The organism is Afipia felis ATCC 53690 (genome assembly GCF_000314735.2).
Classification (GTDB): domain Bacteria; phylum Pseudomonadota; class Alphaproteobacteria; order Rhizobiales; family Xanthobacteraceae; genus Afipia; species Afipia felis.
In genome coordinates this window covers 2,166,543-2,193,373 of record NZ_KB375270.1, presented here as the reverse complement: position 1 = coordinate 2,193,373, position 26,831 = coordinate 2,166,543, and the positions used below count along the sequence as shown (strand labels likewise).

Here is a 26,831-nt window from a genome sequence, read left to right as displayed (position 1 = left end):
AACATGGCCGGGCTTAGTCCCGGCCATCCATATCTCGGCCCTACGAAGAACGCGGAACAAGCGTCCAGGTCGGAAGCAACAGCGCGAAAGCTCAAGCGGCGCTGCGTCGATAGGTGGGGAAAGACCGATGCTGCAGGATTCGGGGAAGCAGGAACACGTCAACGTCGAGCTCGACAATTTTGAACATGGCTTTCCTCCGGGATTCGGTCCCGGCTGGTGGGGCCATATGGCTTATGTCATCGGCATCGCGTTCGCGGCCTTCCAGATCATGGTGGCGGCGTGGAACTTTCTTCCGAGCCAGGCGGTGCGCGGCATCCATGTCGGCTTCCTGATCCTTTTATCCTACGGCCTTGTCGCTAACTTCACGGCCAAGACCAACTGGCAACGCCTGATCGGTTGGGCGACCGGCGGCATCGGGTTCTATTGCGGTCTGTATCAGTGGCTTTATTACGCTGACCTCATCCAGCGTGACGGCGATCCGAGCCATCTTGATCTCGTCGTCGGCACCGTGCTTGCGGTACTGATTTTCGACGCGACCCGCCGGCTGATGGGATGGGCGCTGCCGCTGATGTGCGGCGCGTGCATTATCTATTGGGCGTTCGGCCAGTATCTGCCGTCGCCACTCAATCACCGTGGTTATTATTTCGATCAGATCATCACCCATCTGTCTTACGGCACCGAAGGCTTCTACGGCGTGCCGATCTATGTGTCGGCGACTTACATCTTCCTGTTCATTCTGTTTGGCTCGTTCCTCGAACGGGCAGGCATGATCCAGCTTTTCACCGACGTGTCGCTCGGTCTGTTCGGAGGTACGCGTGGTGGGCCTGCGAAGGTTGCTGTTGTCGCCTCGGGCATGATGGGCACGATTTCTGGCTCGGGCGTCGCCAACGTCGTGACCGTGGGTCAGTTCACGATTCCGCTGATGATCCGGTTTGGCTATCGCCGCGCCTTCGCCGCGGGCGTCGAAGCGACCGCATCGATGGGCGGCCAGATCATGCCGCCGGTGATGGGTGCTGTTGCCTTCATCATGGCCGAGACTCTCGGCGTCCAATATTCGGTCATCGTGCAGGCCGCGGTGATCCCTGCGATCCTGTATTTCGCATCAGCATTCTGGATGGTGCATCTCGAAGCCGGCAAATACGGCCTCACCGGGATGAAGAAGGAAGAAATCCCGAACGCCGGGAAGGCGCTGGTCAAGAACTGGTATCTGGTGTTGCCGCTGGCGGCGCTTGTCTTCATGCTGTTCGAAGGCTTCACGCCGCTTTATGCGGGCAGCATGGGTCTCGCTTTGACCGTGACGCTGATCCTCGGTGCGAGCATCGTCGCCGGTTTCCCGACCCAGGCCACCCGCTACATCTTCTGGATCGGCCTCGCGCTGGTTGTCGGATCGCTGTTCCGTAACGGCACCAGTGTCGATATTCGCTATATCGCGGCGGTCGTGCTGACGCTGGTACTGCTCTCCGCATTGACCCGCGGCGGTCGCGCCACGCTGGTCGCCTGCCGTGACTCGCTCGCGGAAAGCTCGAAGTCCGCGCTGACGGTCGGCATAGCATGCGCCATCGTCGGCACCATCATCGGCATGATGACCCAGACCGGCGTCGGCACCATCTTCGGAAGCTGGGTTATCGGACTCGGCAAGCAGAGCCTGTTCCTCGCGCTAATCATGACGATGCTGCTGTCGATCCTGCTCGGCACCGGCATTCCGACGATCCCGACCTACATCATCGTCGCCGCGCTTGCCGCGCCAGCGCTGTCGCATCTCGGCGTACCGCTGATCGTCAGCCACATGTTCGCGTTCTACTACGGCATCATGGCGGACCTCTCGCCGCCTGTTGCGCTCGCGGCGCTTGCGGCTGCGCCGATAGCCAAGGAAAATCCCGACAAGATCGGATGGGAGGCGATGCGCATCGCGCTCGCCGGCTATGTCATTCCCTTCATCGCGGTCTATTCGCCGGCGCTGATGATGCAGCCGAACGATCCGATGGTGCCGGTACTCGGCTTCTACGGCGCGGTCGCCTACGCCTTCGTCAAGGCGCTGGTCGCGATCGCCTTGTTCGGTATGGTGGCAATCGGCTTCCTTTTCAACCGGCTGACTATTCTGGAGCGGATCGTTGCCTTTGCGGCCGCGCTCATGCTGCTCGGCGAATTCACCTACAGCGATGAACTCGGATATGTTTTGGCCGCTGCCCTCTGGCTCTGGCAGTGGCGGAAGCGACCGGCCGAGCCGTTGAAGGTGGCGCCGGAATCAACCGTCCCGTGAGGCTGTCTTTAAGCGAGGATGACTTTAAGCGAGGGTGGTCTTGGGTCTTTGTTTTGCCGCTGCCGGTGTCGTCAAGGTGCTGTCGGTAGCGGCGTTCACCTTGGCGTGGACCCATTCGATCGAGAAGATCGAATGGCAGGAAGAATGGCACGTCACCCCGCAAGGGCTACAACTGGTCGAGGCGCGGGTGAAAGGCTCGGGTGCCGGCATGGAGCCGCCGCCGGAAGCCCGTCTCGTCGACGGCTGGTTTCAATGGTCGCCGAAAATGGCGCCGCTCCCCCAGGTGGTGCTGGGCAATTCTGGCCTCGCTGGAGAATGGCGCATCTGCACGGATGGCGGCTGTCGCACGCTGTCTGACGTTCTCGGCCGACATCTCGGCGCTGAGCCGACGACCATGAAGATCTGCGACGGTGCGCCCGCGCCGAAGGCGGACAGCGGCACGATGGACAATGCCGCCATCGTCGCCGAGCATGCTGCGGTGCGGCTGGCGGAGGCCCGCGCGGATTACACCAGGGGCGATTTTGAAGGCGCGCGTGCGATCAGCAGTGAGATCATTCTCGCGAGGCCGGACGACGCCGAGGTTTACGAGCTACGCGGCAATGCCTGGGTCGGCCTGAAGAACTACGAGAAGGCGCTCGACGACTACGACGCCGCGATCCGCGTAGCCCCGAAAGTGGCGCGGCTTTATGCGAGCCGTGCGGCTGCGTTCGTCCGGCTGCGGAATTTCCGTATGGCGGTGCGCGACTCCACCGAAGCGGTGAAGCTGGATCACAGCGTCGCGCGGCTGCTCGACCGCGCTGATGCTTTCAAACGCGTGCGGCGCACGGATCTCGCCCTCGACGATCTCACCGATGCCATCGGCCTGGCGCCGGATTCGCCGATGCTCTACCGGGCGCGCGGCGAAATCTATGCCCGCAATAACGCCTATGATCGCGCGATTGCGGATTACAATTATGCGATCCGTCTCGATCCGGTCGCGCCGTCGTTTCTCGACCGCGGCATGGCCTATTATCTCAAGGGCGACAAAGCCGATCTCGACCGGGCGCTCGCCGATTACGACCGCGCTATCGCGCTCGATGACCGCATGGCGCTTGCCTACAACAATCGCGGCCTCGCGCTGCGCGACAAGGGCGAGTTGGGGCGGGCCTATGCCGATTTCTCAACCGCCCTTGAGCTTGATCCCGACCTTGCGATTGCGCGCGAGCACCGTCAGGCGCTTGCCGTGCAGATGGCGCGACTTGGCGAAAAGGGCCTAAAGTCGCATACGACGCTCGCCTGTGCGGCCGGTATAAAGGACTGTAACCGTCATTGAAAAAGACGGAATTTAGGGTCCGGAGACTGTCCGATGAGTGATGCAAAAGCCCGGTATGCGGAAATCCATGAACGTTCCCTGCGTGATCCGCAGGGGTTCTGGGGCGAAGCCGCGAAGGAAATCGACTGGTTCGAGCCTGCGAAAAAAGTCTTCGATCCGGCGATGGGCCTGTACGGCCGCTGGTTCGCAGGCGGTGTCGTCAACACCTGTTTCAACGCGGTCGACCGCCACGTCAAAGGCGGGCGGGCCGACCAGCTCGCTCTCATCCACGACTCTCCGCTAACGAACACGATCACGACCTTCACCTTCGCGCAGTTGCAGCAGGAGGTCGAAACGCTCGGCGCGGTGATGCAAGATTTCGGCGTCGCCAAGGGCGACCGTGTCGTCATCTACATGCCGATGGTGCCGGAAGCAGTGATCGCCATGCTCGCCTGCGCGCGCATCGGCGCGATCCACTCGGTGGTGTTCGGCGGTTTCGCTGCGAAGGAGCTTGCGACCCGCATCGACGACGCCAAGCCGAAGCTGATCTTCTCCGCAAGCTGCGGCATCGAGCCCGGCCGCACCGTGCAGTACAAGCCGCTGCTCGACGAAGCGATCAGGCTTGCATCCTTCAAGCCTGATGCCTGCATCATTCTCGAACGGTCGCAGCAGCAATGCGATCTGATTGCCGGGCGCGACCACGACTGGGCAAGCCTTCGCAAGAAGGCGCTCGATGCCGGCAAGCGGTCGGCGTGCGTGCCGGTGCTCGCGACCGATCCGCTCTACATTCTCTATACGTCTGGTACCACCGGCGTGCCGAAGGGCGTGGTGCGCGACAATGGCGGCCACATGGTCGCGCTGAAATGGTCGATGTCGAACCATTACGGCATCAAGTCGGGTGAGGTGTGGTGGAGCGCGTCCGACATCGGCTGGGTGGTCGGCCACAGCTACATCGTGTACGGGCCGCTGTTCCACGGCAACACGACGATCCTCTATGAGGGCAAGCCGGTCGGCACGCCGGACGCCGGTGCGTTCTGGCGCGTGATCGCGCAGCACAAGGCTGTCGCGCTGTTCACCGCGCCGACGGCGTTTCGTGCGATCAAGAAGGAAGACCCCGACGGCGTGCTGATGAAGAAGTACGACCTGTCGCACTTCCGCACGCTGTTTCTTGCCGGCGAACGCGCCGATCCGCCGACGGTGGAATGGGCACAGGCGCGGCTGCAGCGTCCGGTGATTGACCATTGGTGGCAGACTGAAACCGGATGGGCGATTGCGGGCAATCCCGTCGGCATCGGCGCACTGCCTGTGAAGCCGGGTTCGGCGACCGTGCCGATGCCGGGTTATCAGGTTGATATCGTCGATGAATCGTCGAAGCCGGTGCCTGCCAACACCACGGGATCGATCGTCGTGAAATTGCCGCTGCCGCCGTCCTGCCTGCCGACGCTGTGGCAACAGGACGAGCGCTGCAGGGAAGCCTACTTCAGCGAATTCCCCGGCTACTACAAAACCTCGGATGCCGGCTACAAGGACGAGGATGGTTATGTGTTCGTGATGGGCCGCACCGACGACATCATCAATGTCGCTGGGCACAGGCTCTCGACCGGCGGCATGGAGGAAATCCTCGCCTCGCATCCGGATGTCGCCGAATGCGCCGTGCTCGGCGTCAAGGATCAGCTCAAGGGCGAAGTGCCCTGCGGCTTCCTGGTACTGAAATCGGGTGTCACACGCGCAGCCATGGCGGTCGAGAACGAGGTGGTTGGCATGGTTCGCGACAGGATCGGTCCGGTTGCGGCCTTCAAGCGTGCGGTCATCGTGCCGCGCCTGCCAAAGACACGTTCTGGCAAGATTCTGCGCGGCACGATGAAAAAAATCGCGGACGGCGACCCCTGGACCATGCCTGCGACGATCGAGGACCCCAAGGCTCTGGACGATATCAGCGCCGCGCTGAAGGACTCGACGCCAGAAAAGGCTTGAGAAGCGGGGCTATCCGGCCTAGCGAGGGAAGGATGCTGCCGGAGGGTGGCGTCGTTGTCGGCAGGGAGGAGTCTTTGCGATGAATGAGGACACATTCAACATCAGCCTGCGGGGCTTTCTCAAGAAAGTCGGAATCACCAGCCAACGTGAGATCGAAGCCGCCATCCGCGGCGCTATCGCCGATGGAAGGCTGAAAGGCAATGAGAAACTTCCCGCCAAAGTTACCCTGCATCTCGGGGGTATCGATTTCACGCATGTCGTGGAAGCACGCATCGACCTCGAATAGAGTGCTGCGATCGTGAGACCTGCAATTGCAATCGCTGCGCTTGCCGCGAGCCTTCTGGTGTCGGCCTGTGCGCAGTTCGAACGCACGTCGCTGCCGCAAGCGGCAGCGACGGATGACGATGCGATCTGCCGCCAGCAGGGCGAGCCCGGGTCGCAGCCTTACGTCGCCTGCCGTCGCGATCGCGACGTTGCCGCCTCGCGTGCCTCGCGCTCGGAGGTTGGAGTCGAACGCGCGCACAAGAACCTCGCCGAGGATATGCTCAACGGCCGTTGAGCATATGTAACGCGGCACGATTTCAGCCGTAGAACGGATCATGATGACAACAATATTGAGACTTCGCGCCTCCGCTCTCGCCCTGGCGGTTCTGGTGCTTGCAGGCGGCGTAGCGTCGGACCTTCGTGCCGAGCCTGACAATGTCACGAGCCGCGAGCGCATCCTGCGCGATCCGGAAATTCCCGCGCTCGGCAATCCCAACGGCGATGTCACCATCGTCGAGTGGTATGACTACCAATGTCCGTACTGCAAGACACTGTCGCCTGAGCTTGAAAAGATCATCAAGGAAGATGGACACGTACGGCTCGTGCTGAAGGACTGGCCGATCCTCGGTCCGCCATCACCGGAAGCCTCGCGTCTCGTGTTGGCCACGAAATATCAGGGCAAGTTCGAAGCGGCACACAAGGCGCTGATGTCGCGGGTCGGACGACTCACCACGGGCACCATCGACGAGACGCTCGCGGCCGCCGGTGTCGATGTGGCGCGGGCGAAGGCCGATCTTGAAGCGCACAAGACCGAAATCGAGGCGCTACTCGCGCGCAACAACGAGCAGGCTGAAGGGCTCGGCTTCAATTCCACGCCGTCCTTTATCGTCGGCACGTTCCGCATTCCGGGCGTGATGAAGCCGGAGCTGTTCAAGCTCGCGATTGCCGATGCGCGTGCCAAGGCGAAAGCCGAGAACGGCAAGACCGCGCCGAAGACCAAGAGCAAGCCAAAAACGAAAGAAGCGCCGGCGAAATAGCGCGGCGCTTCTTTTTCATCTCACCGATGTCGTGACCGCATGAAGCGGCGGAGTGTGCTTACTCCTCGTCGGACTTCTTATCGTGGCCGAGCGTCTTCAACTTGGCGAATACCGCATCAACATTGATGTCTTCCTGCTCCTTGGCGGAGAGCGGAGCGTCGTGCTCGGCCTCGCGGCGCGTGGTCTCGGATGCCGGGAGCAGCGTGACGCCGCCATATTCCTGCGTGGCTGGCTTTTCCTTCGCCGCGCGCTGCACTTCGAAATCGAGTTCGATCTGGGTGCACAGGCCGAGCGTCACCGGGTCCATCGGCGTCAACGTCGAAGCGTTCCAGTGGGTGCGGTCGCGCACGCTCGCGATCGTGGTCTTGGTGGTGCCAACGAGGCGCATGATCTGCGCGTCCTTCAGTTCGGGATGGCTGCGCACCAGCCAGAGAATGGCGCTCGGGCGCTCATGGCGGCGCGAGACCGGCGTGTAGCGCGGGCCCTTCTTCTTCGCGGCGGTCGGCAGCACCACCTTGGATTCCTGCAGCCTCAGGCGGTAGTCCGGGTCTTTCTCGCCCTTTTCGATCTCCTCGCGGGTCAACTGGCCGGTGGAGATCGGATCCATGCCCTTGATGCCCTGCGCGGCGTCGCCGTCGGCGATGGCGCGGACCTCGAGCGGATGCATCTTGGTGAAATCGGCGACCTGATCGAACGACAGTGCCGTGTTGTCGACCAGCCATACGGCCGTCGCTTTCGGCATCAGCGGTGCATTGCTCATGGCAAATCTCCTTTGTGCTTCGCCCGCCTTTTTGAAGGGCGAAGCCGTCTGGTCATCGGGATGACGGGAATTCGCACCTATATAATCCGTCACCGCCTTGCCGCGCAACCTGCCAGAAATCCGCCCAATGGCGGGAAGGGCGGGCTTGACAGGGGAGGGGATGCGGCTCCTATTCCCCCGCTATCTCTTTTACATAAGCCTGATTGGCTTGGCCTGGCGCGACCGGACCCTTATATTCAGGGACACCGGTTCTTGACCCGCTCTAAACCCCTGTTTCGGCTGAAAAATGACCCTGCAAACCGAGAAACCGCCGCTTTCGATCGTGCTCTGTTCCCCCCGCGGCTTCTGCGCCGGGGTGGTGCGGGCCATCGATACCGTCGAACGCGCCCTGAAACTCTACGGCGCGCCGGTCTATGTGCGTCACGAGATCGTGCACAACCGCTACGTGGTGGAGAGCCTGCGTGACAAGGGCGCGATTTTCGTCGCCGAACTGGACGAAATTCCGCAGACCGACGCGCCGGTGGTGTTTTCGGCTCACGGGGTTCCAAAGGCGATCCCGGCCGAAGCCAACAAACGCCATTTCTTCACCCTGGACGCGACCTGCCCGCTGGTGACCAAGGTTCACCGTGAGGCGGCGATCCATTTCAAGCGCGGCCGCGAAATCCTGCTGATCGGCCATGCCGGCCATCCGGAAGTGGTCGGCACGCTCGGTCAGTTGCCGAAGGACGCGGTGGTGCTGATCGAGACCATGGACGCGGCGCGGTCGTTCCAGCCGAAGGACGCCTCCAAGCTCGCTTTCGTCACCCAGACTACGCTGTCGATCGACGACACCAAGGAGATCGTCGCGGTGTTGAAGGAGCGTTTCCCCGACATCGACGGTCCGCACAAGGAAGACATCTGCTACGCCACCACCAACCGCCAGCTCGCGGTGAAGAAGGTCGCGCCGAAGGTCGATGCGATGATCGTGGTCGGCTCGCCGAACTCCTCGAACTCCCAGCGCCTGCGCGAGGTCGCCGAGCGCGAGGGCTGCAAGGTCTCCGTGCTGGTGCAGCGCGCATCCGAGCTCGACTGGTCGAAGTTCGAGGGCATTTCGAGCCTCGGCATCACTGCGGGTGCGTCAGCGCCGGAAGTGATCGTCGAGGAGATCATGGACGCTTTCGCCACGCACTATAAGCTGCATGTCGAGACCGTCTCGGCGGCCGAGGAAGACGAATTCTTCCCGTTGCCGCGACCGCTGCGCAATGAAGTGGCGGCGGCTGCAGAGAAGGCCGTCGGCTGAGATTGTGCAAGCGGCGCGAATTCGCCGCGGCTCCATCTTCAACCCGGCCTCCCGCCGGTGATATGATCGCGCAACGCCCTTGATTCCGTCAGTCGCATCAAGGGTCGTGACGACAGCAATTTCGGAATCGGAACACTCAAGATGGCGGTTTATACCGACGTTGCCGCCGACGAGCTTGCGGGCTTCCTGTCCGGTTACGATCTCGGCGAGTTGCTCTCCTACAAGGGCATCGCCGAGGGCGTCGAGAATTCCAATTTCCTGCTGCACACCACGCGCGGTTATTTCTTCCTGACGCTGTATGAAAAGCGCGTCGCCAAGGGCGACCTGCCGTTCTTCCTGAACTTAATGGGACATCTCGCTGCGCGCGGCATCATCTGTCCGCAGCCTGTGGCGAGCAAAAGCGGCGAGACGCTCGGTGTGCTCGCGGGACGCCCGGCGGCGATCATCGATTTTCTGGAAGGCGTGTGGCCGCGCAAGCCGGGTGTCGTGCATTGCGCCGCGATCGGCGAGGCGCTCGCAAAGCTGCATCTCGCAGGTGCCGATTTTGCGATGTCGCGCGCCAATGCGCTGTCCGTTTCGGGCTGGCGGCCATTGTTCGAGGTGGCGGAGGCGCGCGCGGATACGGTGCAGCCGGGTCTGCGCGATTTTCTCGGCGTCGAACTCGCTCATCTGGAAAAAAACTGGCCGGCCGATCTGCCGCGCGGCATCATCCATGCCGACCTGTTTCCCGACAATGCGCTGTTTCTCGGCGACAGGCTGTCAGGCCTGATCGACTTCTATTTCGCCTGCAACGATCTGCTCGCCTATGACGTCGCGATCTGCCTGAACGCGTGGTGCTTCGAGGTCGATCATTCTTTCAACGTCACCAAGGCGCGAGCGTTTCTCAACGCTTACGGCAAGGTGCGGCCTCTCGGCGCGAAAGAGCAGGCGGCGTTTCCGCTGCTCGCGCGCGGCGCCGCGCTGCGCTTCCTGCTGACGCGGCTGGTGGACTGGCTCAACGTGCCGCCGGGCGCACTGGTGAAGCCGAAGGATCCGCTCGAATATGTCCGCAAGCTGCGCTTCCATCAGGGTGTGCGGACTATCGCCGATTACGGGCTTGCGACGTCGGAAAGTGTGACGTGAGCGAACCGCCCCGTCCCCATGTGACGATCTTCACTGACGGTGCCTGCTCGGGAAATCCGGGGCCAGGCGGCTGGGGCGCGATTCTGCGTTTCGGCGAGGTCGAGAAAGAATTGAAGGGTGGCGAGAACCCGAGCACCAACAACCGCATGGAATTAATGGCGGCGATCTCGGCGCTGGAGGCGCTGAAGAAGCCGGCGAGCGTCGATCTCACCACCGACAGTCAGTATGTGCGTCAGGGCATCACGAGCTGGATTCATAACTGGAAGAGGAACGGCTGGCGCACGGCCGACAAGAAGCCGGTGAAGAATGCCGAGCTCTGGCAGCGGCTGGATGCGGCCTTGAAGCCGCACGCGGTGCGCTGGCACTGGATCAAGGGCCACGCCGGGCACGTCGAGAACGAGCGGGCCGATCAATTGGCGCGCGACGGGTTGGCCGAACATCGCCTGAAATAAAAATGCCCGGCGCAAGGCCGGGCATTTTTGTCAATGATCGTTGGAATTCTTAAAGCTGTCCGAGCAGCGTGTCGCCACCGGACACTTCGACTTTGCCGGGGTTCGGCTCGAGGTTGAGTTTCTTCACCACGCCGTTCTCGACCAGCATCGAATAGCGGTTCGAGCGGATGCCGAGGCCGCGCGCGGACAGGTCGATGTCGAGGCCGATCGCCTTGGCGAAATCGGCGCTGCCGTCGGCGAGGTAGATCGCCTCGTCATTGAAGTCGGTGTCGCGCTTCCAGGCCTTCATCACGAAGGCGTCGTTGACGGAGACGACGGCGATGGTGTCGACGCCCTTGGCCTTGATCGCGGCGGCGTTCTGAAACACGCTTGGCATGTGCATCTTGTGGCAGGTGCCGGTGTAGGCGCCCGGAACGGCGAACAGCGCCACCTTCTTGCCCTTGAAAATCTCGTCCGTGGTCTTCGGCTTCGGGCCTTCTTCCGTCATCACGGTGAAGGTCGCCTGCGGCAGGTTGTCGCCGACTTTAATGGTCATGAGTTTCTCCCTAAAAATAATGGTGCAGGTTAGATGGAAGGCGTTACGCAGGCCAGTGTTGCGCTTCGCCGCTCAGTAAAGATTGACGTTGAATTCGTAAGCGCGCTCGCCGCCCGTCAGGGTGAATTTGAGCGCCGCGCCCTCCGGATTGACGCCGGATGGCACGCCGACGAGATCGAACACGAAACGTTTCACGCCAGGCGGATGATGCGGAGCAAGCTTCGGCACCGGCAGCGCCCAGTCGGGCGACGGACCCTCGACGAACAACGCAGGCTCGTCTTTCTTATCCGATTTCTGGTCGGATGTGACATCGACCTGCACGGTCTTGGGACCGACGCGTTTGACATCGCGAATGGTCAGCGGATTCGGATCGCCGACATTGGCTGGCTTCGGCACGCGGTCGAGCGCCGCGCTCAGCGTGCTGTCCTCGGTGCTGGCCACGCTGGTGAAGGCTTGCGTGAGATCGGCCTGCGCCGGAACGCACAGCTTCTCGCAGACAGCGTACTGAATGTTGGCATTCAGCGTCACCGGCTTGTTCGGATCGCGCACCGCGATGCGCAGCGGGATCACGATGTCGTTGTGGTAGCCGAGCGCAGTGCCGCCCGCGCCGTCGGGAAAGGCCTTCGGTGCCGGCCACAGCACCGTGACGGCCTCGACATTCTCGGATTTGGAGAAATCGAACCGCGGCGGCACGCCGGAATCGCCGGGCGTGCGCCAGTAGGTTTTCCAGCCCGGATCGAGCTTGAAGCTGATGCCGCCAAGCAGCACCGGGCCGTTGCGCGAGCCTGCGAGCAGCCGGAGCTGCGCATGGCTGTCGCGGGTCCAGGGCGACGCATCCTGCGCGCGTGACACGCATGGCAGGGCAAGGAGCGTTGCAGCCGCGAGCGCAAAGGCACGAAGCGTTACGGGAACAATGTCATTCATGCGACGTCTTTACAAACACGGTGCGAGAAGAGGGTTGGTTGATTGACAGGCAGGGCACCCAATATCAGGATCAGGCGAGAACAAAGAGACGGTTTGATGGACGAGAAACGGACATCCGGGACACAGCCAGTCGGCTCTGACGAGCTGTCGGGAAAGGCTGTTTCGACGGAAACGACTTATCTCGACGGACAGCTCCTTATTGCGATGCCGGTGATGGAAGATGAGCGGTTTGCACGTTCCGTTATCTATGTTTGTGCGCATTCCGCTGATGGCGCAATGGGAATTATCGTGAACCGTCCCGCCGGCAGCATCGATTTTCCGCAGTTGCTGCGGCAGCTCGATATCGTCGACGAGGCCGAGCCGATCGAACTGCCCGATGATGGCGAAACGGTGAAGATCCTGCGCGGCGGACCCGTCGAAACCAGCCGCGGTTTTGTTCTGCATTCGTCCGATTATTCGATCAAGGACGCGACGCTGCCGATCGATGGCGGCATTTGCCTGACCGCGACGCTCGATATCCTCAAGGCGATTGCGCAGGGTACGGGGCCGAGACAGGCGATTCTTGCGCTCGGCTATGCCGGCTGGGCGCCGGGGCAGCTGGAAGATGAAATCCAGCACAACGGCTGGCTGCATTGCCCCGCCGATCCCGACCTGATCTTCGGTCGTGACATGGACGACAAGTATCAGCGTGCACTGAAGAAGATCGGCATCGATCTCGGGATGCTCTCCAACAGCGCAGGCCACGCCTGAGGCGCGTTACCGGAAAGCCGTCAGCGGCTTTCCTGAGGCGCGGCGGCCGGAGTGGCAGTGGTCACTGTTGCCGCTGCAGGTTTCGCAGGGGCCGCAGTCGAAGCAGCGCTCGAAGCCGGCGTCGACGAGGCGCGCTGCAACAGGCGGCGCGGCCGCGGCGTCTCAGTCTTGTCGCCGGTCAGGAGGCGCGTCGCGCTTGCCGCGTCGATCGGCTCGCCGAAGGCGAAGCCCTGCGCGTATTCGCAGCCGAGCTGATAAAGCTCCACCGCGTCCGAATCCGTCTCAGCGCCTTCCGCAACCACTTCCATACCGAGATCGTGCGCCATCGCGATGATGGATTTCAGCAGCGTCGGTCGTGCGCCGTTGCGCGTCGTGCGTACGAAGGATTGATCGATCTTGATGGTGTCGAACGGGAAGCGCTGCAGATAGGACAGCGAGGAATGGCCGGTGCCGAAATCGTCGAGCGACAGGCCGATGCCGAGCTCCTTGATCCGTTGCAGCATCTGGGCGGCGTGCTCGGGATTCTCCATCACGAGCGACTCGGTCAGTTCCAGCTTGAGCGATCCGCGCGCGACGGCCGAGCGTGACAGCACGCCGCGTACGTCGTGAATCAGATCGTGGCGCAGCAACTGGCGCGAGGAAACGTTCACACTCGCGAACAGCGGCACACGGGTGCGCGTCGCGCGCTGCCAGGTGCTCAACTGCTTGGCGGTGGTGTCCATCACGAACAGGCCGAGATCGACGATCAGGCCGATCTCCTCGGCGATGGAGATGAATTCGGACGGCGACATGCGCCCGAGCTTGGGGTGGTCCCAGCGCGCGAGCGCCTCGAAGCCCGCCACCGCGCGATCCTCCAGCCGCATGATCGGCTGATAGAGGATCGTGATTTCCTGCCGCTCGATGGCGCGACGCAGGTCGGACTCCAGCGTCAGGCGGTCGGTCTTGCGCGCGCGCATCGGCGGTTTGTAGACGTCGATGCGGTCGCCGCCGATCCGCTTGGAGTGATACATCGCAAGCTCGGCATCCTTGACGATTTCGTCGGTCAGCGGTGCCTGCGGGTCGCTGAGCGCAAGGCCGATCGAGGCGGTGAGGAAAATCTCGCGCTCGTTGAAGGCGATCGGTGCGCGGATCGTCTTGCGGATGGTCTCGGCGAGCGCGGTGATCTTCGCGGGCTCGTGCTCGGAGGTCAGCAGCAGGCCGAACTGATCGCCTGCGAGACGCGCCAGCGTGTCCTGCGGCTTGAGGATGCGGGTGAGCCGCCGCGCCAGTGTCAGCAGAATGGAATCGCCGACCGCGATGCCGACGGAATCGTTGACCTGCTTGAAGCGGTCGAGATCGATCACCATCACGGTCGGACGCAGGTTCGGCGCGGTCTTGATAAAGCCCGCCATCGCGTTGAGACGGTCCATGAACAATTGCCGGTTCGGAAGGCCGGTGAGGTTGTCGTGCACCGAGTCGTGCAGCATGCGCTCTTCGGCGTTCTTGCTCTCGGTAACGTCGGACAGTGTGCCGACAACGCGCGCTACTTCGCCGTCGGAGCCGACCACCGGGCGCGCCTTCAGCGCGAACCACATGAAATGTCCGTCGGGCGTGCGCAGGCGGAAGTCCTGTACCAGGCGGCCGCGGCGCTGGTCGAGCACGCTGTCGAGCGCTGCGCGGAAGCGGTCCTGATCGAGCGGGTGCAGCACTTCGAGCCAGCGCGCGGCGGGGCCTTCGAGCGTGCCGCGCTTGAGACCGAGCAGGCCTTCCGTCTCGGGGCTGGTGAACACCTTGTCGGCGGAGACGTCCCAGTCCCAGATCAGATCACCTGAGCCGGTCAACGCCAGCGCACGGCGTTCGACATCGGAGACGATGCCGGTGGTCGCGCCGCCGGCAAAGGCGTGCTGCATCACCGTGAAGCCGATCAGCATCACGATCAGCACGAGGCCGCCGAGCAGCGCGGGGCCGACGATGTCATTGGTCACCGCGCCGGTGACGGTCATGCCCGCTGCGATCACCCAGACCAGGAACAGGAACCAGGTCGGAATCAGCAGCACGGCGCGGTCGAAGCCCTGCGTCGCGAGATACACGATCAGCACGAAGCCCGCGCCGGCGATCATGAACAGCGAGATGCGCGCGATGCCGGAGGCAACGGCGGGATCGAACAACGCAAGTGCCACGAGCGCGCCGAGGAAGGCGAGCCAGCCGATGGTGATGTGCGAATAGCGCACGTGCCATCGCGACAGATTGAGATAGGCGAATAAAAACACCAGAAGCGTCGCCGCCAGCATCGCCTCGCCGGATGCTCGCCAGACTCGCTCGGCGTCGATCGACATGTCGAACACCTTGCCCCAGAATCCGAAGTCGACGCCGATATAGACCAGCACCGCCCAGGCGAGCGCCGCGGCGGCGGGGAACATGATGCTGCCCTTCACCACGAACAGGATCGTCAGCACCAGCGCGAGCAGGCCCGCGATGCCGATCACGATGCCCTGATACAGCGTGAAGGAGTTGACCTTGTCTTTGTAGGCTTCCGGTTCCCACAGATAGAGCTGCGGAATGGCGTCGGTGCGCAGTTCCGCGACATAAGTCACGACAGCGCCGGGATCGAGCGTGATGCGGAAAATGTCGGCGGTTGAACTGTCCTGCCGGTCGGGCCGGTCGCCGGCGGATGGCGTGATGGTCGCGATGCGCGACAGGCCGAGGTCCGGCCACAGCAGGCCGGAGGACACGATGCGATAATGCGGCACCACGATCAGGCGGTCGATCTGCTCGTCGGTGGTGTTGGTCAGCGCGAACACCACCCAGTTCTTGCCGCCTTCACGCGCGCGCACCTCGATGCGGCGCACGATGCCGTCAGGACCGGGCGCGGTCGAAACCTGGATGCGGTCGGTGTCGCTGTGCTGGAACTCGAGAACGCCGGTAAGGTCGATGGCGGGCGCATCGGTCCGGACGCTGATGGCGTCGACCGCATGCGCCGGCTGCGAGAGTGCCAACATCAGGAAGCTGAGCGCGAGCAGCGCGTAGCATCTGATCGAACGCAAGGTGTCTGTCTCCGCGGTCGGGCGCCAGGCCCCTCAGGGGCCCGGCGGGAGCGCGATCAATGACACGAATGCGAGATGAATCAAAGGGTTTACAGCCTTTTGTCCCGTCAAACCGTGAGCACAATTTTGCCAATATGTTGGCCGCTTTCCATCCGGGCGTGGGCCTTGGCGGCATCCCGGAGGGAAAACTCGCTGTCGATCAGGGGCTTTAGCTGCCCCTTCAGGATCCAGGGCAGGACCGTCGCTTCGATGGCGCCCACCATCGCCGCTTTGTCCTCGTTGGAGCGCGGCCGGAGTGTTGATCCGGTGTGCCAGAGCCGCTTCATCATGAGCTTGCCGAAATTGGCGGTGGCCTTCGGGCCGCCGAGGAAGGCGATCTGCACGATGCGGCCTTCGGTTGCGGCGGCATCGTAGTTGCGGTCGACATAATCGCCGCCGACCATGTCGAGGATGACGTTGACGCCCTTGCCGTCGGTCGCGGTCTTGGCCTCGGCGACGAAATCCTGGGTCTTGTAGTTCACCGCGACATCGGCACCGAGCTTGAGGCAGGCATCGGCCTTGTCCTGGCCGCCGACGGTGACGATCACCTTCGCGCCATAGGCCTTCGCCATCTGGATCGCGGTGGTGCCGATGCCGGATGAGCCGCCATGCACAAGCAGCGTCTCGCCGGGCTTGAGCGCGCCGCGTTCGAACACGTTGTGCCACACGGTCATCACCGTCTCGGGTAGCGTTGCCGCCTGCTTCATCGAGAGCCCTTCGGGAATGGTGATGGCGTGCGCATCCGGGGCAACGCAGTATTCGGCGTAACCGCCCCCCGCAGTGAGCGACATCACCCGGTCGCCGATCTTGTGCTTCTGTGCGCCTTCGCCGAGCGCGACGACGGTGCCTGCGATCTCGAGGCCGGGCAGGTCGCTCGCGCCCGGAGGCACGGGATATTTGCCCATCCGCTGCAGTACGTCGGGGCGATTGACGCCGGCGGCTTCCACCTTAACCAGGATTTCGCCCGCGCGCGGTTTCGGCACGTCGCGTTGCTCGGGCACCAGCACCTCCGGGCCTCCCGGCGAGGAAATGGCGATCGCGGTCATGTGGGTGGGAAGCTTGTCCATGCGGGCGTCCTTGGAAAAGTCGAAGTTGGGATCAGCAGGGTATGCCATCGAACGGCGGGGGAGTCAGCCCCGACGGCTCGACCCGGAGCGCGGCACTGTGGCAGGCTGCGGAGCAACAGATGCCACTTGAGGGAGAACGACATGCCGATCGACGACGATGACAGGCCGCGGCCGAAGATCACGCATCAACTCGGACAGGATCTGTCGCTTCTATCGCTTGACGATCTGAACGAGCGTGTCGGGATGCTGGAGGCGGAGATCGAGCGGCTGAAAGCGGAGGCTGTAAAGAAGCGCGCTTCGCGCGATGCAGCGGCGGGTTTCTTCAAGTCGTGAGCGCCGTCACCTTTGCAAAGGAAGGGTAAACGGATTCGTTCATTTACGACACATTAAGCTTTCGCGTTTATGACCAGAGTGTCCTTGTTTGGACGCCGAGTGGCTCCTGTCCACTCTGTTTGACGCCTCCCTGTTATCAACTTTCAAAAGCCGCCGGTTTCCGGCGGCTCTTTTTTTGCTTCATGCAGATGTCATGGAAACCATATCCCGATTTGGTCGGTTAACCGGCTGGACTCCTGCGCCGCCGGGGGGCAATGATTTGTTCATCATAAGAAACGGCGCGTAACAGGCGTAACAGGTTCAAGGCGTTAACCATGTCGGATCAGGCGCGGGATGGGCTCATCCTGCTGAGCGAGCATTTCACCAATTCACCGGCGTTCCAGGATTTGTTCCGTGATGGAATGAATCTCGTCGAAGAGACGGCGGCGTATCTCGATGGCGAAGGCCGCGCGGAAGCGAAGACGCTCGAGCGCGCCGTCGGCCTGACCTACGCGACCGAGAGCATGCGTCTCACCACGCGGCTGATGCAGTTGGCGTCGTGGCTGTTGCTGCATCGCGCGGTGCGCGAAGGCGAGATGACGCTCAATCAGGCCAATCGCGAAAAGACCAAGGTCAAGCTGACCGCAGCCGAGCCGGGATCGAGCGACCTGATCGAAAAGCTGCCGGAACAATTGCAGGCTTTGATTACGCGCTCAACGGAACTGCAGGCGAAGGTACGCCGGCTCGACGCGACCATGCACGCTGAGAAGCAGGATGCGGGCGCGCCAGGCAATCCGCTGATGCCGCAACTCGACAGGCTGCGGGCTGCGTTCGAGAACTGAGCGTCCTTGAAACGCTCAACGAAAAAAACGCCCCGGCGTGAGCGCGGGGCGTTTTGCTTTTCGAACGGGCGCAAAAGAGAGGACTTTAGTCCTTCTTGAGGAAGCCCGAGAATTTCTTCTGGAACCGGGAGACGCGGCCGCCGCGATCGAGTATCTGCTGGGTGCCGCCGGTCCAGGCCGGATGCGACTTGGAATCGATGTCGAGGTTCAGCGTGTCGCCTTCCTTGCCGTAGGTCGAGCGCGTGAGGTACTCGGTTCCGTCGGTCATCACGACCTTAATCGTATGATAATCCGGATGAATTTCGGCTTTCATGGCAAATCCTTCGGCGGCTTGCGCCTTGCTGATCGGTAATTTGTGGGGCGAATTTGGCGGGTCTATACCCCACGGGACGGTTTCAGACAAGCAGCTTGACCCATCGCAGAGCGCCGCATTTGCCAGCGGGATATCTGCAGCCTATTGGGAAGCCTGAACAAAGACAGCGGTGTTGGCGCGATGAACGTGGTGGAACGCATTCCGGCGGAGGGGCAGGCCGTGTCGGCCTCGGCCGAGGTCAAGGCAGCAGAAACGACGTCCCCGCCTGAAATCAAGACGCGCGCCAAGCGCCCTGGCCTGCGCCCTTTGCTGGCGCTCGCGCCCTATATCGGCCGCTACCGCGGCCGCGCCTTTGGCGCGCTGGTTGCCCTGATCATCGCCTCGCTCGCGACGCTCGCCGTGCCACTCGCGGTTCGGCGCATGATCGATTTCGGATTCAGCGCCGAAAGCGTGGCGATGATCAACAGCTACTTCGGCGTCATGATCGGCGTCGTTGCCGTGCTCGCTGCCTCCAGCGCGATGCGCTATTACTTTGTCATCACGCTCGGCGAACGCATTGTTGCGGATCTGCGCGGCGACGTGTTCAAGCATCTCACACGGCTGTCGCCGTCCTTCTTCGACACCGCCCATAGCGGCGAGCTGGTCTCGCGGCTCACCGCCGACACCACGCAGATCAAGTCGGCGGTCGGAGCGTCGGTGTCGATCGCGTTGCGCAACCTCGTGCTATTCCTCGGCGCGGCGGCGATGATGGTGGTATCGAGCCCGAAGCTGTCGGGCTTCGTGCTCGCCGCGATCCCGCTGATCGTGCTGCCGCTCGTCGGCTTCGGCCGCCGCGTGCGCAAGCTCTCGCGCGGCGCGCAGGATACACTGGCCGACGCTTCTTCCTATGCGTCCGAACTAATCGGCGCGATCCGCACCCTTCAGGCCTTCACCAACGAACTGCTAGCGCAGGCGCGTTTCGGCAACGAAGTCGAGCGCGCCTATGAGGCGGCCCGTGCCTCGACCCGCGCGCGCGCGTGGCTCACCGCCGTCGTGATCTTCCTGATCTTCTCTTCCGTCGTGCTGATCCTGTGGGTCGGCTCCCACGACATCATCACCGGACAGATCACCGCCGGCCGGCTCGGTCAGTTCGTCCTGTATGCGGCATTTGCCGCAGGCGCGCTCGGCGAGTTGAGCCAGGTCTGGGGTGAAATCGCGCAAGCCTCCGGCGCGGCCGAACGTCTGTTCGAAATCCTCAACGTGAAGTCCGACATCACCGCGCCCGTTCATCCGAAACATCTGCCGGAGCCCGCGCGCGGCGACATCGTGTTCGACCGTGTGCGCTTCGCCTATCCGACGCGGCCGGAGGCCTTCGTGGTGGACGGCGTGTCGTTTGCAGTGAAGGCAGGCGAGAAGATCGCTGTGGTCGGCCCGTCGGGTGCGGGCAAGAGCACGCTGTTTCATCTGCTGTTGCGCTTCTACGATCCGCGAAACGGCTCGATCACCTTCGATGGTGTGCCGATCGACGAGGTGACGCCGGAAGACTTGCGCTCGCGCATCGCGCTGGTGCCGCAGGATTCGGCGATCTTTGCCACAACCGCGCGCGAGAATATCCGCTTCGGTCGCCCCGACGCCTCCGATGCCGATGTCGAGCGCGCCGCCGAGCAGGCGCACGCCACGGAATTTCTCAGCCGCCTGCCACATGGATTCGAAACGCAGCTCGGCGAACGCGGCGTCACTCTGTCGGGTGGCCAGCGCCAGCGCATCGCGATCGCGCGCGCAATTCTGCGCGATGCGCCGCTGCTGTTGCTCGATGAGGCGACGTCGGCGCTCGACGCCGAAAGCGAGACGCTGGTGCAGACCGCGCTGGAGGAACTGATGCAGCACCGCACCACGCTGGTGATCGCGCATCGCCTCGCCACCGTGTTGTCATGCGACCGCATTCTGGTGATGGAGCACGGCCGCATCGTCGAGCAGGGCACACATGCCTCGCTCGTTGCAGCGAACGGTCTCTATGCGCGACTGGCGCGGCTGCAGTTCGAGGGCGGTTAGCTGGCGGTCTTTGGCCGCTCCCACTTCATCCCATGCACCTTGCGCCCGGATGTCGGGTTCACGTCGTCGTGGGTGTGGCGGAAGCCGTGACGCTCATAGAAGCGGATGGCGCGGGCATTGTCGGCGTTCACCAATAGCGTGATCGTTCCTTGCGATTGCCGCTTCGCTTCATCGACCAGGGCATCCGCAGCGCCAGAACCCCACGCTTCCGGCGCGACGACAAGCTGGTCGAGATAGCCCGAGCCGTCGAGCGTGACGAAGCCGACCGCGTCCGCGTCATTTTCCGCAACCGTGATGCGCGCGCCCGGCACCAGCTCGGTGCGCCAGCGATGCCGCCACGCGGACAGCCGCTCGCCGAAATCGATCGAAGGGTAGGCATATTGCCAGGTGCGCTGCCACAGCGCGATCAGCGCGTCCTCGTCGGCTGCGCGGTAGGGGCGCAGCCTCATCGCTCGGTGAGCTTGAGTTCGATGCGGCGGTTGCGCTTGTAGGCATCCTCGGTCGTGCCGGTGTCGAGCGGCTGGAATTCGCCGAAGCCCGCCGCGACCAGCCGCTGCGGCGACACCCCGCGCGAGATCAGATATTGCACCACCGAGATCGCGCGGGCAGCCGACAGATCCCAATTCGACTTGAACTGCGGGCTGTTGATCGGGCGCACGTCGGTGTGGCCGTCGACGCGTAGCACCCACGGAATTTCCGCCGGGATTTTCTTTTCGAGATCACCCAGCGCATTTGCGAGCTGGTCGAGTTCGTTGCGCCCCTCGGGCAACAGCGCCGCGCTTCCGGAATCGAAGAACACCTCCGACTGGAATACGAAACGGTCGCCGACGATCCGGATGTCGGGCCGGTCGCCGAGGATGGTGCGCAGCCGCCCGAAGAATTCAGAGCGATAGCGTGACAATTCCTGCACCCGCTGCGCCAGCGCGACGTTCAGGCGCTGGCCGAGATCGGCGATCTTCTCCTGCGATTCCTTGCCCTTCTGTTCGGACGCGTTGAGCGCATCTTCCAGCGCCGCGAGCTGGCGGCGCAGCGCGCTGATCTGCTGGTTCAGGACCTCGACCTGCGCTAGCGCGCGTTCGGAAATCTGCTTCTCGGTGGCAAGCTGCTTGTTGAGATCGCCGCCGCCGTTCGCACCGCCGCCGAGGCTTTCGGCCATCCCCTTGGCCCGGTCGCGCTCGGCTTCAGCGGTCGCGAGGCTCGCGCGCAGTTGCGCGATCTGGTCGTTGAGGCCGCCGCTCGAGACTTTTTCAAGCGAGAGAAGATTGGTGAGTTGCGCGATCTGTGCGTTGAGTCGCTCCAGCGCCTTGTCCTTGCCGGAGACTTCCTGCGACAGATAGAACTGGACCACCAGGAACACCGACAGTAGGAACACGATGGAGAGCACCAGCGTGGACAACGCGTCAACGAATCCCGGCCAATAGTTGAGGCTGGACTCGCCGTTGCGGCGTGAGCGCGCCAACGCCATGATGTCAGGATTCCCGTTGCAGCGCGCCGTTCGGGCGCGCGATGCGTTCCAAGAGTTTCTTGATCTCGGCGTTTTGCTCGCCTTGCGAATCCGCCCATTCGCGGATCAGGCCCTGTTCCTCGCGCATATGATTGACGAGGCCTTGAATGGCCTCGGCGAGGTTCGCCATTGCCGTGGTGCCTGCGCGATTGGAGCCCATGCTTTCGACCGCCTCGCGCAGCCGCTCGATCGCGGGCGTCATGTCCGTATGTGTGCCGGTGAGCGCGGCATCGCCGGCATATTCGCGCACGGTGCTCGCGAGCCAGTCTTCGAGGTCGGTATAGAAGCGGTTCTGCGCCTGGCTCGATTGCAGATCGAGGAAGCCGAGGATCAGCGATCCGGCGAGACCGAACAGCGAGGACGAGAATGAAATGCCCATGCCGCCGAGCGGCGCGGCGAGGCCTTCCTTCAGCGTTTCGAACATCGCGCCTGCTTCGCCGCCGACTTTCAGCCCGTCGATCACCTTGCCGACGGAGCCCACGGTCTCGATCAGGCCCCAGAAGGTGCCGAGCAGGCCGAGGAAAACCAGCAGGCCGGTCATGTAGCGCGAGATGTCGCGCGACTCGTCGAGACGCGTGGCGATCGAATCCAGCATGTGCCGCATGGTCTGCTGGGTGATGCTCATCCGGCCCGAACGATTGGACAGGATCGCCGCCATCGGCGCGAGCAACACCGGCCGCCGGTCGAGCGCAAGGCCGGGATCGGAGACGCGGAAGTGATTGACCCACGCGACTTCAGGATAAAGCCGGAGCACCTGCCGGAACGACAGCAGCGTTCCGATCAGCAGTACAGCGCCGATCAAAGCGTTGAGGCCGGGATTGGCGAGGAAGGCGGTCCAGATCTGCTTGTAGAGGATGACGCAGACGAGGGCGCATAGCACCAGAAACACCAGCATGCGGACCAGGAAGATCCGCGGCGATGACAGTTTGGTGACGACGATGTCGTCAGCAGTCACAGGAGGGTGCTTCGCCATGCGGGACTGTTGCTCCTCGTTGAACGCCGTGCGTCAGCCTACTATGGCACGGTGCGTCGAGGAAACCAGTAGCGAAAGGCGCTATGTGGGGAACTAAAATCGGTGCGATTTTCGCCGCCGCATTGATGCGACGCTGTCAGCCCAGCGGCTTGAGAATCTTCACCAGTTCGCGCTGGATGATCTCGTTGCCGCACACGACGTGCCCCGTCTCGAGCGCGGTGTCGCCGCCCTCGATGCCGCTGACGGTGCCGCCCGCTTCGCGCACCATGATCAGGCCTGCGGCGATGTCCCATGATTTGAGATTGCGTTCCCAGTAGCCGTCGAGGCGGCCGGCGGCGACGAATGCCATGTCGAGCGAGGCTGCGCCGAAGCGGCGCAGGCCCGCAACGCGCGGCTGCAACTCCGCCATTTCGCGGCGCGACAATTCATGGTCGCCGCGCCCGATATGCGGCAGGCCACAGGCGATCACGCAATCCTCGAGCTTCTTGCGTGCGGCGACGCGCAACCGCGTGTCGTTAAGGAACGCGCCCTTGCCACGCTCGGCGATGTAGAGCTCCTCATTGCCCGGATTGTAGATCACGCCCGCGATGATCGTGCCTTCGCGCTGCAAGGCGATCGAGATCGCGAACTGCGGAATGCCATGCAGGAAGTTCGTGGTGCCGTCGAGCGGATCGACGATCCACGTATTGCTCTTGTCCGTGCCCTCGCGTGTGCCGCCTTCTTCGCCGAGGAAGCCGTAGCCGGGACGCGCCTTGATGAGATCGTCATAGAGCATCTGCTCGGCGCGGCGGTCGGCCGCCGAGACGAAATTGGCGGGGCCCTTCAGCGACACCTGAAGGTTTTCGATTTCGCCCAGGTCGCGCTTGAGGCTGCGGCCGGCGCGGCGCGCGGCCTTGACCATGACGTTGATGAGAGCGGAATGAAGCATGGTGCGCGATCTTGGGGTAAGGGAAAAGCCGGAATAATCCAGCACAGTCAGGCGAGGGTATTGGCGTCAAAGGCCCATCAGGTCAAGGGCAATGGGTGTCGCGCGCGGCAGGCGCGCGAGGGCCTAGTTGATGCCGAACCATTTTTTCGCAGCCGCTTCCGCCTTGGCGCGGTCTTCGGCGGGCAGTTGCGCCATCTGGGCGTCGAGGTCGGGGTCGCTGGCGCCGCTGGTCTTGGCGATCAGGTGCCATTTGAAGCCCTCGACCTTGTTCTGCGGCGCGGCTTTGCCTTCGATCAGGACATGCGCCAGCCGGTTCTGTGCGATCGGACTGCCCTGCCGCGCAGCGCGGTTGAGCAGCGCGACGGCAGTGCGCTCGTCACGGGCGATGCCGGTGCCGTTGAACAGCGCGATGGCATATTCGACCTCGGCATCGAGATTGTTGGCGAGTGCAGCCGCGCCGAGCAGTTTCGCCGCCTCGGCGGGATTCTTTTCGACGCCACGGCCCTCCTTGTAGAAGGTCGCGAGCGCGTATTGCGCCTCCGGGTTGCCTGCGTCGGCCGCCTGGCGGAACAGTTCGGCGGCGCGCTTGATGTCCTGCGGAAACACCTGGCCTTCGAGATAGAGCAGGCCGAGATTGTAGGCGGCCTCCGGCTTGCCGAGCTTGGCAGCAGCGACCAGCAGTTTCGCGCCTGCGCTGCGGTCGACGGGCATGCCGCGCCCGCCGATCTGCATCATGCCGAGCGCAAAGAGCGCTTCGCGGTCGCCGCGATCGGCGGCTTTCTTGTACCAGCTCGCGGCGAGCGGCTCGTCGCGTTTGACGCCGAAGCCGTTGGAATAGATTTCGCCGATCAGGGTCATCGATTTCGGATCACCCTTTTCGGTCGCGCGCCTTGTGGCGAGGGCCAGCGCGGTCTTGTAGCGACCTTCCTGGAACGCGCCGTAGGCGAGATCGACATTCGGATCGTCGGATTCTGGCGGGAGGGCATCTGTCTTGGCGGCCTTCGGCGCTTCCTTGGCCTGCGGGTCGGCCTTGGGCTTAGCGGATGCTTTCGGGACAGTCTTGGGCTTGGGTGCAGCCGGTTTCGGCGTGGCTTTCGGCGGCGGTGCGGTCGCAGGTTGCGCCGAGGGCAGCGCCATCTGCGCGAAGCCGTTGCTGCTCGCAAGGCACAGCATGGCCGTCAGCGCGGCGATGTGGCGGAACGCAACGCGGCTCATGTGTGCGACGCCTGTGCTGCATCGAGCATCTGCGCGAAGCGCTCGGCGATGGCGGCCTGCGCAGCCACGAGCGCGGCCTCCGGTCCACGCGCATCGTTCCAGACGAAATCCGCGACCATGATGAAGTCGGCGCCAGATCCCGCGAATAGTGCGGCTTCGTCCAGCGTCGCGGCATAGCCGACACAAGGCGGCTCGAACAATTCGGCCCACCATTGCAGGCGCTCGAAGATGGCTTCGGGCGAGGGGCGCTCGCCCGCGGATGATGGCTCGCCGAACAGCAGATAGTCCGCGCCGTTTTCGCCCGCGAGCATCGCATCGTGACGCGTGTGCAATTGCCCGACGCCGAGAATGCGCTGCGGCTTGAGCGAGGCCGCGTCCTCCATCTCCTGCAAACCGGCGACATGCGCACCGTCGGCGCCTGCCCGCGCGACAAGATTGTGATGGTGCTCGACCAAGAGCGCCGTACCAGCGGCCTGCACAGGACCTGCGAGCGCCTTGATGCGCGAGGTCAGCGTGCGCTCGTCGGCGTCCTTGAGGCGCAGCAGCAGGGCCGCGATGTCGAATTCGGCGAGCAACGACGGCAGGAGTGCCGCGAACGGGGTCGTGTCATCGAGCGCGGGCGTGGCCAGATAGAGGCGGGGCGCGGGCCGGGCGGGTGCGGGGGATTTGGAGGAGGCCATGGGGAAAATCGGTAACCGACGATCAGGGAGGCCACAAGCCTTGAAGCAAAAATGCGCCGCAGATGCGGCGCATTTTCACATTTCAGGCAGTTCGAATTTGAAAGGAAGGCTGCCTTACGCCGCCTTTTTGCCTTCAAGATCGGCCTTCCATTCGCCCTTGCTGGCGAGGCCGTTCATGCGGGCGCGGTGCTCGAACGCCTTCTGCGCGGCAGGCACGTTCTCGGACTTGCCGGACCATGCCTTCTGCGGCGCGGCCTGCAACGCGCGGCCGTAGGAGAAGGTGAGCTTCCAGGGCAGGCCGCCGATCTTGTTCATGGCGTCGAGATGCGCGGTCGCTTCCTCATCGGACTGGCCGCCCGACAGGAACGCGATGCCCGGCACCGCCGACGGCGTCGTGTTCTTCAGCATGCGGATGGTCTTTTCCGCAACTTCCTGTACCGAGGCGCGCTTCGCGGCCTTCTTGCCGGAGATCGCCATGTTCGGCTTCAGGATCATGCCTTCCAGCGCGACCTTCTGGTAGTAAAGCTCCTGGAAGGTCTCCTTGAGCACGAACTCGGTGACTTCGTAGCAGCGGTCGATGTCGTGATCGCCGTCCATCAGCACTTCCGGCTCGACGATCGGCACGATCTGCGCCGCCTGGCACAGCGCGGCATAACGCGCGAGCGCATGTGCGTTGGTGCGCACAGCGGTGTAGCTCGGGATACCCTTGCCGATATCAATCACGCCACGCCATTTCGCGAAGCGCGCGCCGTGCTCGTAATACTTCTTCAGGCGCTCGGCGAGTTTGTCGAGGCCGACGGTGATGAGTTCGCCGGGGCAGCCGGGCAGCGGCTGTGTGCCTTCGTCGACCTTGATACCGGGAATGGAGCCGGCCTGCTCGATCAGTTTGACGAGCGGCGTGCCGTCCTTGGCCTTCTGCCAGAAGGTTTCATCGTACAGGATGACGCCGGAGATGTTCTTCGTCATCGCTTCCTTCGAGCGGAACAGCAGTTCGCGATAGTCGCGGCGGCTGTCCTCGGTCGATTCCACGCCAATCGGGTCGAAGCGCTTCTTGATGGTGCCGGAGGATTCGTCGGCGGCCAGGATTCCGCGCCCGGGCGCGACCATGGCGTTGGCTACCTTGTTGAGGTCAGCGAGATTCATCGAGCTCTCCTGCAAGCAACTGATTTAAGGGATGGGGGTTCGGTTGTTGTAATTCGTGGACGGTCTGGCCGGTTCCACCCCGTCCGGGTCAATCTACCCAAACGGGGCGGTAT

26 protein-coding genes are annotated in these 26,831 nt (G+C 63.2%); 13 read left to right on the top strand and 13 right to left on the bottom strand.

All coding sequences use genetic code 11. The features are described from left to right. Positions 1–127: 127 nt before the first annotated feature. The 6 genes from HMPREF9697_RS10405 to HMPREF9697_RS10380 all read left to right on the top strand — a co-directional run bounded on the left by HMPREF9697_RS10405 (position 128) and on the right by HMPREF9697_RS10380 (position 6,826). Positions 128–2,260 carry a TRAP transporter permease gene (locus HMPREF9697_RS10405; protein ID WP_002717168.1) on the top strand — a complete coding sequence of 711 codons (2,133 nt, stop codon included), beginning with the start codon at positions 128–130 and terminating at the stop codon, positions 2,258–2,260. A gap of 40 nt (positions 2,261–2,300) precedes the next feature. Further along, positions 2,301–3,572: a DUF1850 domain-containing protein gene (locus HMPREF9697_RS10400; RefSeq protein ID WP_002717167.1), complete on the top strand. Its 1,272-nt coding sequence runs from the start codon at positions 2,301–2,303 to the stop codon at positions 3,570–3,572. Between the two features lie 33 nt (positions 3,573–3,605). Beyond that, the gene (locus HMPREF9697_RS10395; protein ID WP_002717166.1) at positions 3,606–5,525 is read left to right on the top strand and encodes a propionyl-CoA synthetase; all 1,920 of its coding nucleotides are present in this window, start codon (positions 3,606–3,608) and stop codon (positions 5,523–5,525) included. Between the two features lie 79 nt (positions 5,526–5,604). After that, the gene (locus HMPREF9697_RS10390; RefSeq protein ID WP_002717165.1) at positions 5,605–5,811 is read left to right on the top strand and encodes a DUF6494 family protein; all 207 of its coding nucleotides are present in this window, start codon (positions 5,605–5,607) and stop codon (positions 5,809–5,811) included. 12 nt (positions 5,812–5,823) lie between these two features. After that, positions 5,824–6,084, top strand: a complete 261-nt coding sequence (locus HMPREF9697_RS10385; protein WP_002717164.1) for a hypothetical protein — start codon at positions 5,824–5,826, stop codon at positions 6,082–6,084. Between the two features lie 40 nt (positions 6,085–6,124). Next, positions 6,125–6,826 carry a DsbA family protein gene (locus HMPREF9697_RS10380; protein WP_040307898.1) on the top strand — a complete coding sequence of 234 codons (702 nt, stop codon included), beginning with the start codon at positions 6,125–6,127 and terminating at the stop codon, positions 6,824–6,826. 58 nt (positions 6,827–6,884) lie between these two features. Here the strand turns inward: HMPREF9697_RS10380 and HMPREF9697_RS10375 are convergent, their stop codons facing one another. Then, on the bottom strand, positions 6,885–7,586 hold the full coding sequence (locus tag HMPREF9697_RS10375; protein ID WP_002717162.1) for a DUF1013 domain-containing protein: 702 nt from the start codon (positions 7,584–7,586) through the stop codon (positions 6,885–6,887). A 286-nt stretch (positions 7,587–7,872) separates the two neighbouring features. On the opposite strand from HMPREF9697_RS10375, the gene ispH reads away from it, so the two are divergent. From ispH to rnhA, 3 genes are all read left to right on the top strand, one after another. Further along, on the top strand, positions 7,873–8,865 hold the full coding sequence (gene ispH, locus HMPREF9697_RS10370) for a 4-hydroxy-3-methylbut-2-enyl diphosphate reductase (protein ID WP_002717161.1): 993 nt from the start codon (positions 7,873–7,875) through the stop codon (positions 8,863–8,865). A 141-nt stretch (positions 8,866–9,006) separates the two neighbouring features. Beyond that, positions 9,007–9,987, top strand: coding sequence for a homoserine kinase (locus HMPREF9697_RS10365; protein ID WP_002717160.1), 981 nt, complete (start codon positions 9,007–9,009; stop codon positions 9,985–9,987). Beyond that, positions 9,984–10,439, top strand: coding sequence for a ribonuclease HI (gene rnhA / locus HMPREF9697_RS10360; protein ID WP_002717159.1), 456 nt, complete (start codon positions 9,984–9,986; stop codon positions 10,437–10,439). Before HMPREF9697_RS10365 ends, rnhA begins: the two co-directional genes overlap by 4 nt. 49 nt (positions 10,440–10,488) lie before the next feature. On the opposite strand, the gene HMPREF9697_RS10355 is transcribed toward rnhA, so the two are convergent. Both HMPREF9697_RS10355 and HMPREF9697_RS10350 read right to left on the bottom strand, forming a co-directional pair. Beyond that, positions 10,489–10,974 carry a peroxiredoxin gene (locus tag HMPREF9697_RS10355; RefSeq protein ID WP_002717158.1) on the bottom strand — a complete coding sequence of 162 codons (486 nt, stop codon included), beginning with the start codon at positions 10,972–10,974 and terminating at the stop codon, positions 10,489–10,491. A gap of 72 nt (positions 10,975–11,046) precedes the next feature. Next, on the bottom strand, positions 11,047–11,898 hold the full coding sequence (locus HMPREF9697_RS10350; RefSeq protein WP_002717157.1) for a protein-disulfide reductase DsbD domain-containing protein: 852 nt from the start codon (positions 11,896–11,898) through the stop codon (positions 11,047–11,049). 96 nt (positions 11,899–11,994) lie between these two features. Between HMPREF9697_RS10350 and HMPREF9697_RS10345 the strand changes: the two genes are divergently transcribed. Next, on the top strand, positions 11,995–12,648 hold the full coding sequence (locus tag HMPREF9697_RS10345) for a YqgE/AlgH family protein (RefSeq protein ID WP_002717156.1): 654 nt from the start codon (positions 11,995–11,997) through the stop codon (positions 12,646–12,648). A 20-nt stretch (positions 12,649–12,668) separates the two neighbouring features. On the opposite strand, the gene HMPREF9697_RS10340 is transcribed toward HMPREF9697_RS10345, so the two are convergent. Both HMPREF9697_RS10340 and HMPREF9697_RS10335 read right to left on the bottom strand, forming a co-directional pair. Further along, positions 12,669–15,671 carry an EAL domain-containing protein gene (locus HMPREF9697_RS10340; protein ID WP_002717155.1) on the bottom strand — a complete coding sequence of 1,001 codons (3,003 nt, stop codon included), beginning with the start codon at positions 15,669–15,671 and terminating at the stop codon, positions 12,669–12,671. A 107-nt stretch (positions 15,672–15,778) separates the two neighbouring features. Next, the gene (locus HMPREF9697_RS10335) at positions 15,779–16,777 is read right to left on the bottom strand and encodes an NAD(P)H-quinone oxidoreductase (protein ID WP_002717154.1); all 999 of its coding nucleotides are present in this window, start codon (positions 16,775–16,777) and stop codon (positions 15,779–15,781) included. Between the two features lie 141 nt (positions 16,778–16,918). On the opposite strand from HMPREF9697_RS10335, the gene HMPREF9697_RS10330 reads away from it, so the two are divergent. After that, positions 16,919–17,110, top strand: a complete 192-nt coding sequence (locus tag HMPREF9697_RS10330) for a DUF1192 domain-containing protein (RefSeq protein WP_002717153.1) — start codon at positions 16,919–16,921, stop codon at positions 17,108–17,110. 314 nt (positions 17,111–17,424) lie between these two features. Further along, positions 17,425–17,931 carry a protease adaptor protein RcdA gene (gene rcdA, locus HMPREF9697_RS10325; protein ID WP_002717152.1) on the top strand — a complete coding sequence of 169 codons (507 nt, stop codon included), beginning with the start codon at positions 17,425–17,427 and terminating at the stop codon, positions 17,929–17,931. A gap of 85 nt (positions 17,932–18,016) precedes the next feature. Here the strand turns inward: rcdA and rpmE are convergent, their stop codons facing one another. Next, positions 18,017–18,244 (bottom strand): 50S ribosomal protein L31, encoded by a 228-nt coding sequence (gene rpmE, locus HMPREF9697_RS10320; RefSeq protein WP_002717151.1) that lies wholly within the window; start codon positions 18,242–18,244, stop codon positions 18,017–18,019. Positions 18,245–18,424: 180 nt separating this feature from the next. On the opposite strand from rpmE, the gene HMPREF9697_RS10315 reads away from it, so the two are divergent. Then, a complete protein-coding gene (locus HMPREF9697_RS10315; protein WP_002717150.1) occupies positions 18,425–20,275 on the top strand; it encodes an ABC transporter transmembrane domain-containing protein in 1,851 nt (616 codons plus the stop codon). Here the strand turns inward: HMPREF9697_RS10315 and HMPREF9697_RS10310 are convergent. The 7 genes from HMPREF9697_RS10310 to HMPREF9697_RS10280 form a co-directional block, all read right to left on the bottom strand. Continuing rightward, positions 20,272–20,724, bottom strand: coding sequence for a GNAT family N-acetyltransferase (locus HMPREF9697_RS10310; RefSeq protein WP_002717149.1), 453 nt, complete (start codon positions 20,722–20,724; stop codon positions 20,272–20,274). The two genes, HMPREF9697_RS10315 and HMPREF9697_RS10310, sit on opposite strands and share 4 nt — an antisense overlap. Continuing rightward, positions 20,721–21,740 (bottom strand): peptidoglycan -binding protein, encoded by a 1,020-nt coding sequence (locus tag HMPREF9697_RS10305; RefSeq protein ID WP_002717148.1) that lies wholly within the window; start codon positions 21,738–21,740, stop codon positions 20,721–20,723. The genes HMPREF9697_RS10310 and HMPREF9697_RS10305 overlap by 4 nt, the downstream gene beginning before the upstream one ends. A 4-nt stretch (positions 21,741–21,744) precedes the next feature. Beyond that, complete coding sequence (locus HMPREF9697_RS10300; protein ID WP_002717147.1) at positions 21,745–22,752, bottom strand: MotA/TolQ/ExbB proton channel family protein; 1,008 nt, start codon at positions 22,750–22,752, stop codon at positions 21,745–21,747. 136 nt (positions 22,753–22,888) lie between these two features. After that, complete coding sequence (locus HMPREF9697_RS10295; RefSeq protein WP_002717146.1) at positions 22,889–23,680, bottom strand: inositol monophosphatase family protein; 792 nt, start codon at positions 23,678–23,680, stop codon at positions 22,889–22,891. A 123-nt stretch (positions 23,681–23,803) separates the two neighbouring features. Further along, positions 23,804–24,895, bottom strand: coding sequence for a tetratricopeptide repeat protein (locus tag HMPREF9697_RS10290; protein ID WP_002717145.1), 1,092 nt, complete (start codon positions 24,893–24,895; stop codon positions 23,804–23,806). Beyond that, positions 24,892–25,575, bottom strand: a complete 684-nt coding sequence (locus tag HMPREF9697_RS10285) for a thiamine phosphate synthase (protein WP_002717144.1) — start codon at positions 25,573–25,575, stop codon at positions 24,892–24,894. The genes HMPREF9697_RS10290 and HMPREF9697_RS10285 overlap by 4 nt, the downstream gene beginning before the upstream one ends. A gap of 114 nt (positions 25,576–25,689) precedes the next feature. Continuing rightward, positions 25,690–26,718, bottom strand: a complete 1,029-nt coding sequence (locus HMPREF9697_RS10280; protein ID WP_002717143.1) for a class I fructose-bisphosphate aldolase — start codon at positions 26,716–26,718, stop codon at positions 25,690–25,692. Positions 26,719–26,831: the final 113 nt, after the last annotated feature.

Excerpts from the sequence above, each read along its gene's own strand:
- HMPREF9697_RS10355 (WP_002717158.1), bottom strand. The coding sequence starts at position 10,974 with ATGACCATTAAAGTCGGCGACAACCTGCCGCAGGCGACCTTCACCGTG.
- HMPREF9697_RS10335 (WP_002717154.1), bottom strand. The coding sequence starts at position 16,777 with ATGGACAAGCTTCCCACCCACATGACCGCGATCGCCATTTCCTCGCCG.
- rpmE (WP_002717151.1), bottom strand. The coding sequence starts at position 18,244 with ATGAAAGCCGAAATTCATCCGGATTATCATACGATTAAGGTCGTGATG.
- HMPREF9697_RS10290 (WP_002717145.1), bottom strand. The coding sequence starts at position 24,895 with ATGAGCCGCGTTGCGTTCCGCCACATCGCCGCGCTGACGGCCATGCTG.
- HMPREF9697_RS10280 (WP_002717143.1), bottom strand. The coding sequence starts at position 26,718 with ATGAATCTCGCTGACCTCAACAAGGTAGCCAACGCCATGGTCGCGCCC.
- HMPREF9697_RS10365 (WP_002717160.1), top strand. The coding sequence starts at position 9,007 with ATGGCGGTTTATACCGACGTTGCCGCCGACGAGCTTGCGGGCTTCCTG.
- ispH (WP_002717161.1), top strand. The coding sequence starts at position 7,873 with ATGACCCTGCAAACCGAGAAACCGCCGCTTTCGATCGTGCTCTGTTCC.
- HMPREF9697_RS10405 (WP_002717168.1), top strand. The coding sequence starts at position 128 with ATGCTGCAGGATTCGGGGAAGCAGGAACACGTCAACGTCGAGCTCGAC.
- HMPREF9697_RS10350 (WP_002717157.1), bottom strand. The coding sequence starts at position 11,898 with ATGAATGACATTGTTCCCGTAACGCTTCGTGCCTTTGCGCTCGCGGCT.
- HMPREF9697_RS10305 (WP_002717148.1), bottom strand. The coding sequence starts at position 21,740 with ATGGCGTTGGCGCGCTCACGCCGCAACGGCGAGTCCAGCCTCAACTAT.
- HMPREF9697_RS10330 (WP_002717153.1), top strand. The coding sequence starts at position 16,919 with ATGCCGATCGACGACGATGACAGGCCGCGGCCGAAGATCACGCATCAA.
- HMPREF9697_RS10375 (WP_002717162.1), bottom strand. The coding sequence starts at position 7,586 with ATGAGCAATGCACCGCTGATGCCGAAAGCGACGGCCGTATGGCTGGTC.
- HMPREF9697_RS10310 (WP_002717149.1), bottom strand. The coding sequence starts at position 20,724 with ATGAGGCTGCGCCCCTACCGCGCAGCCGACGAGGACGCGCTGATCGCG.
- HMPREF9697_RS10380 (WP_040307898.1), top strand. The coding sequence starts at position 6,125 with ATGATGACAACAATATTGAGACTTCGCGCCTCCGCTCTCGCCCTGGCG.
- HMPREF9697_RS10295 (WP_002717146.1), bottom strand. The coding sequence starts at position 23,680 with ATGCTTCATTCCGCTCTCATCAACGTCATGGTCAAGGCCGCGCGCCGC.
- rcdA (WP_002717152.1), top strand. The coding sequence starts at position 17,425 with ATGTCGGATCAGGCGCGGGATGGGCTCATCCTGCTGAGCGAGCATTTC.
- HMPREF9697_RS10395 (WP_002717166.1), top strand. The coding sequence starts at position 3,606 with ATGAGTGATGCAAAAGCCCGGTATGCGGAAATCCATGAACGTTCCCTG.
- HMPREF9697_RS10390 (WP_002717165.1), top strand. The coding sequence starts at position 5,605 with ATGAATGAGGACACATTCAACATCAGCCTGCGGGGCTTTCTCAAGAAA.
- HMPREF9697_RS10285 (WP_002717144.1), bottom strand. The coding sequence starts at position 25,575 with ATGGCCTCCTCCAAATCCCCCGCACCCGCCCGGCCCGCGCCCCGCCTC.
- HMPREF9697_RS10345 (WP_002717156.1), top strand. The coding sequence starts at position 11,995 with ATGGACGAGAAACGGACATCCGGGACACAGCCAGTCGGCTCTGACGAG.
- HMPREF9697_RS10300 (WP_002717147.1), bottom strand. The coding sequence starts at position 22,752 with ATGGCGAAGCACCCTCCTGTGACTGCTGACGACATCGTCGTCACCAAA.
- HMPREF9697_RS10315 (WP_002717150.1), top strand. The coding sequence starts at position 18,425 with ATGAACGTGGTGGAACGCATTCCGGCGGAGGGGCAGGCCGTGTCGGCC.